The 6705-nt window shown below is 64.5% G+C and carries 5 protein-coding genes; 3 read left to right on the forward strand and 2 right to left on the reverse strand.

All coding sequences use genetic code 11. The features are described 5' to 3' along the window. Positions 1 to 239: 239 nt before the first annotated feature. Positions 240 to 1382, reverse strand: a complete 1143-nt coding sequence (locus tag Q7V45_RS08005; RefSeq protein ID WP_304849778.1) for an amidohydrolase family protein — start codon at positions 1380 to 1382, stop codon at positions 240 to 242. Positions 1383 to 1486: 104 nt separating this feature from the next. On the opposite strand from Q7V45_RS08005, the gene Q7V45_RS08010 reads away from it, so the two are divergent. Continuing rightward, complete coding sequence (locus tag Q7V45_RS08010; protein WP_304849781.1) at positions 1487 to 3118, forward strand: GMC family oxidoreductase; 1632 nt, start codon at positions 1487 to 1489, stop codon at positions 3116 to 3118. A 10-nt stretch (positions 3119 to 3128) separates the two neighbouring features. Continuing rightward, positions 3129 to 4697 carry an ABC transporter substrate-binding protein gene (locus Q7V45_RS08015; protein WP_304849784.1) on the forward strand — a complete coding sequence of 523 codons (1569 nt, stop codon included), beginning with the start codon at positions 3129 to 3131 and terminating at the stop codon, positions 4695 to 4697. 176 nt (positions 4698 to 4873) lie between these two features. On the opposite strand, the gene Q7V45_RS08020 is transcribed toward Q7V45_RS08015, so the two are convergent. After that, on the reverse strand, positions 4874 to 5776 hold the full coding sequence (locus Q7V45_RS08020; RefSeq protein WP_304849787.1) for a TauD/TfdA family dioxygenase: 903 nt from the start codon (positions 5774 to 5776) through the stop codon (positions 4874 to 4876). Positions 5777 to 5895: 119 nt separating this feature from the next. Between Q7V45_RS08020 and Q7V45_RS08025 the strand changes: the two genes are divergently transcribed. Then, positions 5896 to 6705 (forward strand): OmpA family protein (locus Q7V45_RS08025; RefSeq protein ID WP_304849790.1); only part of this gene is annotated, 810 nt, incomplete at its 3' end.

A 6705-nucleotide genomic window follows, 5' to 3' on the forward strand; every position in this document is an offset into this window, starting at 1 on the left:
GACTATGAACGGGCCCGATAACCTCACCCTGAGGAGCATCGCGCAGCGATGCGTCTCGTCGCGCGGAGTAACCTCCGCGCTGGGGTGGGAACGAGCACCCCGTCCGTTGCCCATCCTTCGAGACGCGCCGCGGGGCGGCGCTCCTCAGGATGAGGTAAGTGCTTGAATCGATTCAGTTCATTTCCGGTCAGCCTCTCAGGATGAGGGTGGTGTGTGGATGAACTTGAAGCGGAAAGACCCTAGTTGATCAGCCCGTAGAACTTGCCGGCGTTGGTGCAGGTGATCATCTTGACCTGCTCGGCCGGGACGTCGGCGAACTGTTCCTTGATGTACTTGTCGGAGTGCGGCCAGACGCCGTCGCCGTGCGGGTAGTCGGAGCCCCACATCAGGCTCTCCGCGCCCATGTCGTCGATCAGCTTGGCGCCGATGCGGTCGAACTGGAACGTGGCCTTGCACTGGCGGCGCCAGTAGTCCGACGGCTTCATCTTCATGCCGAGGTCGGTGAAGCGGTCCTCCCACTCGAAATCCATGCGGTCGAGCGCGTAGGGAATCCAGCCGCAGCCCGATTCGCCGAAGGCGATGCGGACGTTGGGGAAACGCTCCAGCACGTTGGCGCCCATGATGGCGGCCAGGATGTTCACCAGGTTCATCTGGAAGCCGGAGACCACGGTGAAGAACACCGAGCGGCCGACGCGCCCGGGATATTTCTCGATGGTGCCGGGCGGAACGTTGGGGAAGGTGTGGAAGTGCAACGGCAGCTGCACGTCGTTCACCGCCTTCCACAGCGGATCCCACATCGGATGCCACATCGGCTCCATGTCCCAGGAGCAGGAGAGCTCGAGGCCCTTGATGCCCATCTTGGCAACCCGGTGGATCTCCTTCACCGCGGCATCGATGTCGCCATAGGGCAGGCAGGCCAGGCCGATGTGCCGGTCGGGATAGTGGCTGCAGAAATCCTTCAGCCAGTCGTTGTAGATGCGCAGCATCTCGTTGCCGGCCTCGCGGTCGTTGAGACGGCTGGCGGCGCCCAGGATGCCGTAGATCACCTCGGCGTCGACGCCGTCGCGATCGAGGTCTTTTATGCGCAAGTGCGGGTCTGAAATCCGACGGATGTCCTTGGCGCCGTCGGCGTAGAGGCCGGTCTCGGCCATGATGTCGACACGGCCATGCTTGCCGGGCACGAACTTCGAGCCGGACGGGCCGACGCCGTTCTTGAAGCCGAACGAGGCGCCGTTCTTGGCCACCCATTTCGGTCCCTCGTCGGTCTCGGTGACGTAGGGCATGCGGTCCTTGAGGTCGCGCGGCGCCATCGACGTGAACAGGTCGGGCGGCATCCACGGCAGGTCGAGGTGGCTATCGGCCGAAATGCGCTTGTATTGCATGGCGTTGGCTCCCTTTGATTTGCTGTCGGAATTATGCGCCGTCTGTCAGGCGGAGCAATGCCCCTACTGTTTCGCGGGTCGGCTTGTGTGCTAGGCATCGCACGATGACTGACACGACTCCTTCCCGACTCGACGGCGACTTCGACTACATCATCGTGGGCGCCGGCTCGGCCGGATGCGTGCTCGCGAACCGGCTCTCGGCGGATCCGAAGAACCGCGTGCTGGTGTTGGAGGCGGGCGGGCGGGACAACTGGATCTGGTTCCACGTTCCGGCCGGTTACCTCTTCGCGATCGGCAATCCGCGCGCCGACTGGATGTTCCAGACCGAGAAGGAACCCGGGCTCAACGGCCGCGCGCTCAACTACCCGCGCGGCAAGGTGATCGGCGGCTGCTCGGCGATCAACGGCATGATCTCGATGCGCGGCCAGTCGCAGGATTACGACCACTGGCGCCAGCTCGGCCTCACCGGCTGGGGCTGGGAAGACGTCGCGCCGGTGTTCCGCAAGCTCGACAACCATTTCCTGGGCGAGACCGAGCATCACGGCGCGGGCGGCGAATGGCGGGTCGAGGAATCGCGGGTGCGCTGGGAAGTGCTCGACGCGGTGATCCGCGCGGCCACCGAGATGGGCGTCCCGGAGACTTCAGACTTCAACACCGGCGACAATACCGGCGTCGGCTATTTCCACGTGAACCAGAAGCGCGGCATCCGCATGTCGGCGGCGCGGGCCTTCCTGAAGCCGGTGCTCAAGCGGCCGAATCTTGCGCTGGAAACCGGCGTGCTCGTCGAGAAGCTGTCGTTCGAGGGCAAGCGCTGCACCGGCGTGCTCTATCGCCAGGACGGCCGCCTCGTCGAGGCGCGGGCCAGGGGCGAGGTCATCCTGGCGGCCGGCGCGATCGGCTCGCCGCAGATCCTGCAGCTCTCCGGCATCGGCGCCCCCGACTGGCTGGGCGAGGTCGGCATTCCAGTGCTGCACGCGCGCGAGGGCGTCGGACGGAACCTGCAGGACCATCTGCAGCAGCGGGCCATCTACAAGGTCAACGGCGTGAAGACGCTCAACACGACCTATCACTCGCTGGTCGGCCGGGCGCTGATGGGCATGCAATATGCATTGCTGCAGAAGGGGCCGCTCACCATGTCGCCCTCTCAGCTCGGCATCTTCACGCGCTCCTCGCCGGATCAGGAAAGGTCGAATATCGAATTCCATGTGCAGCCCCTGTCGCTCGACAAGTTCGGCGAGCCGCTGCATCGCTTTCCGGCGATCACGGTGAGCGCCTGCAACCTGCGCCCGACCTCGCGCGGCACGATCAGGCTGCGCTCGGCCGATCCGTCGGCCAAGCCCCTGATCGCGCCCAATTATCTCGCGACCTACGAGGACCGTACCGTGGCGGCCGACGCGATCCGCGTGACGCGGCGCCTGATGCACCAGCCGGCCCTGCAGCCCTACCGGCCGGAGGAGTATCTGCCGGGACCGTCCGTCGGCGACGACGATGCCTCTCTCGCCAAGGCCGCCGGCGACATCGGCACCACGATCTTCCATCCGGTGGGCACGGCGAAGATGGGCCTTCCCTCGGATCCGCATGCCGTGGTCGACGAACGGCTGCGGGTCATCGGCCTGCAGGGGCTGCGGGTGGTCGACGCATCGGTCATGCCGACCATCACCTCGGGCAACACCAACACCCCCACGATCATGATCGCCGACAAGGCGGCTGGAATGATCCTCGCGGACAACCGGTAAGGAGGCACAAATGCACAGAAGAATGCTGGGAATGATTGCGGCGCTCGGCCTGTCGATGCCGGCCGTTTCGATGGCGCAGCAGCCGACGACGCTGCGGGTCGTGGCGCATTCGGATCTGAAGATCCTCGATCCGATCTGGACCACGGCCTTCATCGTCCGCAACCACGGCTACATGATCTACGACACGCTGTTCGCGCTGGACGGCGATCTCAAGATCAAGCCGCAGATGGTCGACACCTGGAAGATGAGCGACGACAAGCTCACCTGGACGTTCACTCTGCGCGACGGGCTCGAATTCCACGACGGCCAGCCGGTCACGACCGAGGACGTGATCGCCTCGCTGAAGCGCTGGGCGTCGCGCGACAGCCTGGGCAACATCCTGTGGGCCAAGGTCGCCGACCTGAAGGCGGTCGACGCCAAGACCTTCCAGATCGTACTGAAGGCGCCGACCGGCGTCGTGCTGCAGGCCCTGTCCAAGCCCTCGGGCAATCCCTTCATCATGCCCAAGCGGGTCGCCGAGACCTCGCCGAACGACCAGATCAAGGAGTTCGTCGGCTCCGGCCCCTTCATCTTCAAGGCCGACGAGTGGAAGCCGGGCGACAAGACCGTCTACGTCAGGAACCCCAAGTACAAGCCGCGGTCCGAGCCGGCCTCCGGCCTGGCGGGCGGCAAGATCGCCAAGGTCGACAGGGTCGAGTGGGTCGCCATCCCCGACCAGCAGACAGCGGTGAATGCGCTGCAGGCCGGCGAGATCGACATCATCGAGTCGCCGCAGCACGACCTCTATCCGCTGCTGAAGAAGGACCGCAACGTCTCGATGGTGACAACGAACAAGTGGGGTAACCAGTACATCTATCGCTTCAACCAGCTCCACAAGCCGTTCGACAATGCCAAGAACCGGCAGGCGATGCTCTACGCCCTGAACCAGACGGACTTCCTGAACGGCGTCATCGGCGACCCCACGTACTACAAGGTCTGCAAGGCGATGTTCATGTGTGGCGGGCCCTACGAGACGACGGCGGGTTTCGCCGACAAGTACGAAAGCGACTTCGCCAAGGTCAAGCAGCTTCTGGCCGAGGGCGGCTACGACAACACGCCAGTCGTATTGCTGCATTCGACCGATCTGTACGTGCTGACGAACATGGCGCCGATCGCCAAGTCATTGATGGAAAAGGCCGGCATGAAGGTCGACATGCAATCGATGGACTGGCAGACGCTGGTCTCGCGCCGCGCCAAGAAGGATCCGCCGGACAAGGGCGGCTGGAATGTGCTCATCACTTCGACGTCGGGTGCCGATTCGCTCGATCCGCTGACCTACAGTTTCATCAGCGCGGCCTGCGACAAGGCATGGTTCGGCTGGCCGTGCGACGAGGAAATCACGCGCCTGCGCAACGCCTTCGCCGACGAGACCGACGAGGCCAAGCGCAAGGAGATCGTCGAGAAGCTCCAGCTTCGCGCCGCCGAAGTGCCGACCCATGCCTTCCTCGGTCAGTACAACAACGCCATGGCGATCCGGAAGAACGTGACCGGCAGCGTCGTCTCGCCCGTGCCGGTCTTCTGGAACATCGAGAAGAAGTAGCGAGCGCCTTCGCCGGAAGCCCGCACGTCAGAGTTTCCGTCGTCCTGAGCGAAGCGCAGCGTAGTCGAAGGACCTCTTTTCGTTTCGATACACCGTGCGTCGGATAAGAGGTCCTTCGACTACGCCGCCCAAGAGCGGCTCCGCTCAGGACGACGGGCTTTTGTTACTCGTCCGGCCTAGACGACGGCGTCGCCCGCGATCTGCGTGCGCTGCATGCGGCGGTGGAACGGGCCGGCATCGTGGATCGCCAGATGCTTGGTGCAGCGATTGTCCCAGAAGGCGATCGAGCCGGCCTCCCAGCGGAAGCGGCAGGTGAACTCCGGGCGGTGACCGTGATCCATGAGGAAGTCCAGCAGCGGCTTGCTCTCGCGCTCGGTCATGTTCTCGAAACGGCATGAATAGGAGTGGTTCACGAACAGGCACTTAGCGCCGGTCTCGGGATGCGTTCGCACGACCGGATGCACGCTCTCGGTCGGCCGCCAGTTCGAATCCTCGCGCACCTTGATCGCGCGGCGCGCGTTCATCCCGGCCTGCGGGCCGGCGACGCGGACATCGCTGTGTACGGCGCGCAGGCCGGACAGCATTGACTTCATGCCGTCCGAGAGGCTCTCGTAGGCGAGGTACTGGTTGGCGAACAGCGTGTCGCCACCATAGGGCGGCACGTCGAGCGCATAGAGGATGGCGCCCATCGGTGGCTCGGGCATCATCGTTGTGTCGGAGTGCCATTCTTCGCCCACGATCCGCTCATCCCCGGGTGCACGCACGACGCGCACGATCTCCGGATCGCCGGTGCCGGTGTTGAAGTTGGGATGGATGAAGATCTCGCCGAATCGGCGGGTGAAGGCCTTGTGGCTGGCATCGTCGAGTCTCTGGTCGCGGAAGAAAATCACAAGGTGCTCGAGCAACGCACGGCGGATCTCGGCGATCGTCGCATCGTCGACGCCGCCGCCGATGTCGACGCCGCCGATTTCCGCGCCCAGGGCGCCGGCGATGGGGGAAACCGAGATGTGCTGGTAGCTGGCCATGGCGGCGATGATGCGGGCGAAGGCGCGAGGCGACAAGGCGCTCGTAGAACTCACCTTTCGCCGAGCGAATGCACCGGTTGTCGGCGGCACCGCGGCGACTGGGGCGGCAATGCAACCAAATCATGGCGGGGGAGTTGTTCGGTCGTGGTTCCTTAACGAACGGGGTTAGACGGATGAAGAAACTCTTTGCAGCGGCATTGATGGTTTTGGCGCCGGCCGCGGTGCAGGCGCAGTCGATCAATGCGCAGGAAGGCTTCTACATCGGTGCCGGTGGCGGTGCCGCCTGGTTCATCGGTTCGACATCGAACGTCGACACCTGGACGGGTTGGGCGGTCGGCGGCAAGGCCGGTTACGACTTCGTCGGCCCGCGCCTCGAACTCGAGGTCGGCTACGGCCAGATCCCGACCTCCGCCAACATTCCGGGCTCGGCGATCAACGGCAAGGTCGGCCAGCTCAACGTTATGGCGAACCTGCTGTACGACTTCATGCCGACCTCGGTGATCACGCCGTATATCGGTGCCGGCGCGGGTGTCGCTTTCGTCGACAGCAACAGTGCGCTGGGCAGCACGCAGTTCGCCTATCAGGGCATTCTCGGCGTTGCCTACAATGTGAACGAGCAGCTCCGGTTCATGATCGAAGGGCGCTACGTCGGCACGACGAATCCGAGCGTCAATACGCCGTTTGGCAACGTGACCTTCCAGAACAACAACATCCTCGCGCTCGCCGGCGTGAGCTACAAGTTCGTCTCGCCGCCGCCGCCGCCGCCCCCACCGGCTCCGTCGATGGTCGCGCCGCCGTCGTTCATGGTGTTCTTCGACTGGGATCGCGCCAACCTGTCGGACCAGGCGCTGACCACGATCCGCCAGGCCGCCTCGGCCTACAAGACGAAGGGCAACGCCCGCATCACGGCGACGGGTCACACCGATACGTCGGGCACCGAGGCCTACAACATGGCGCTGTCGCTGCGTCGCGCCAACGCCGTC

This window comes from Reyranella sp., assembly GCF_030651995.1.
Lineage (GTDB): Bacteria > Pseudomonadota > Alphaproteobacteria > Reyranellales > Reyranellaceae > Reyranella.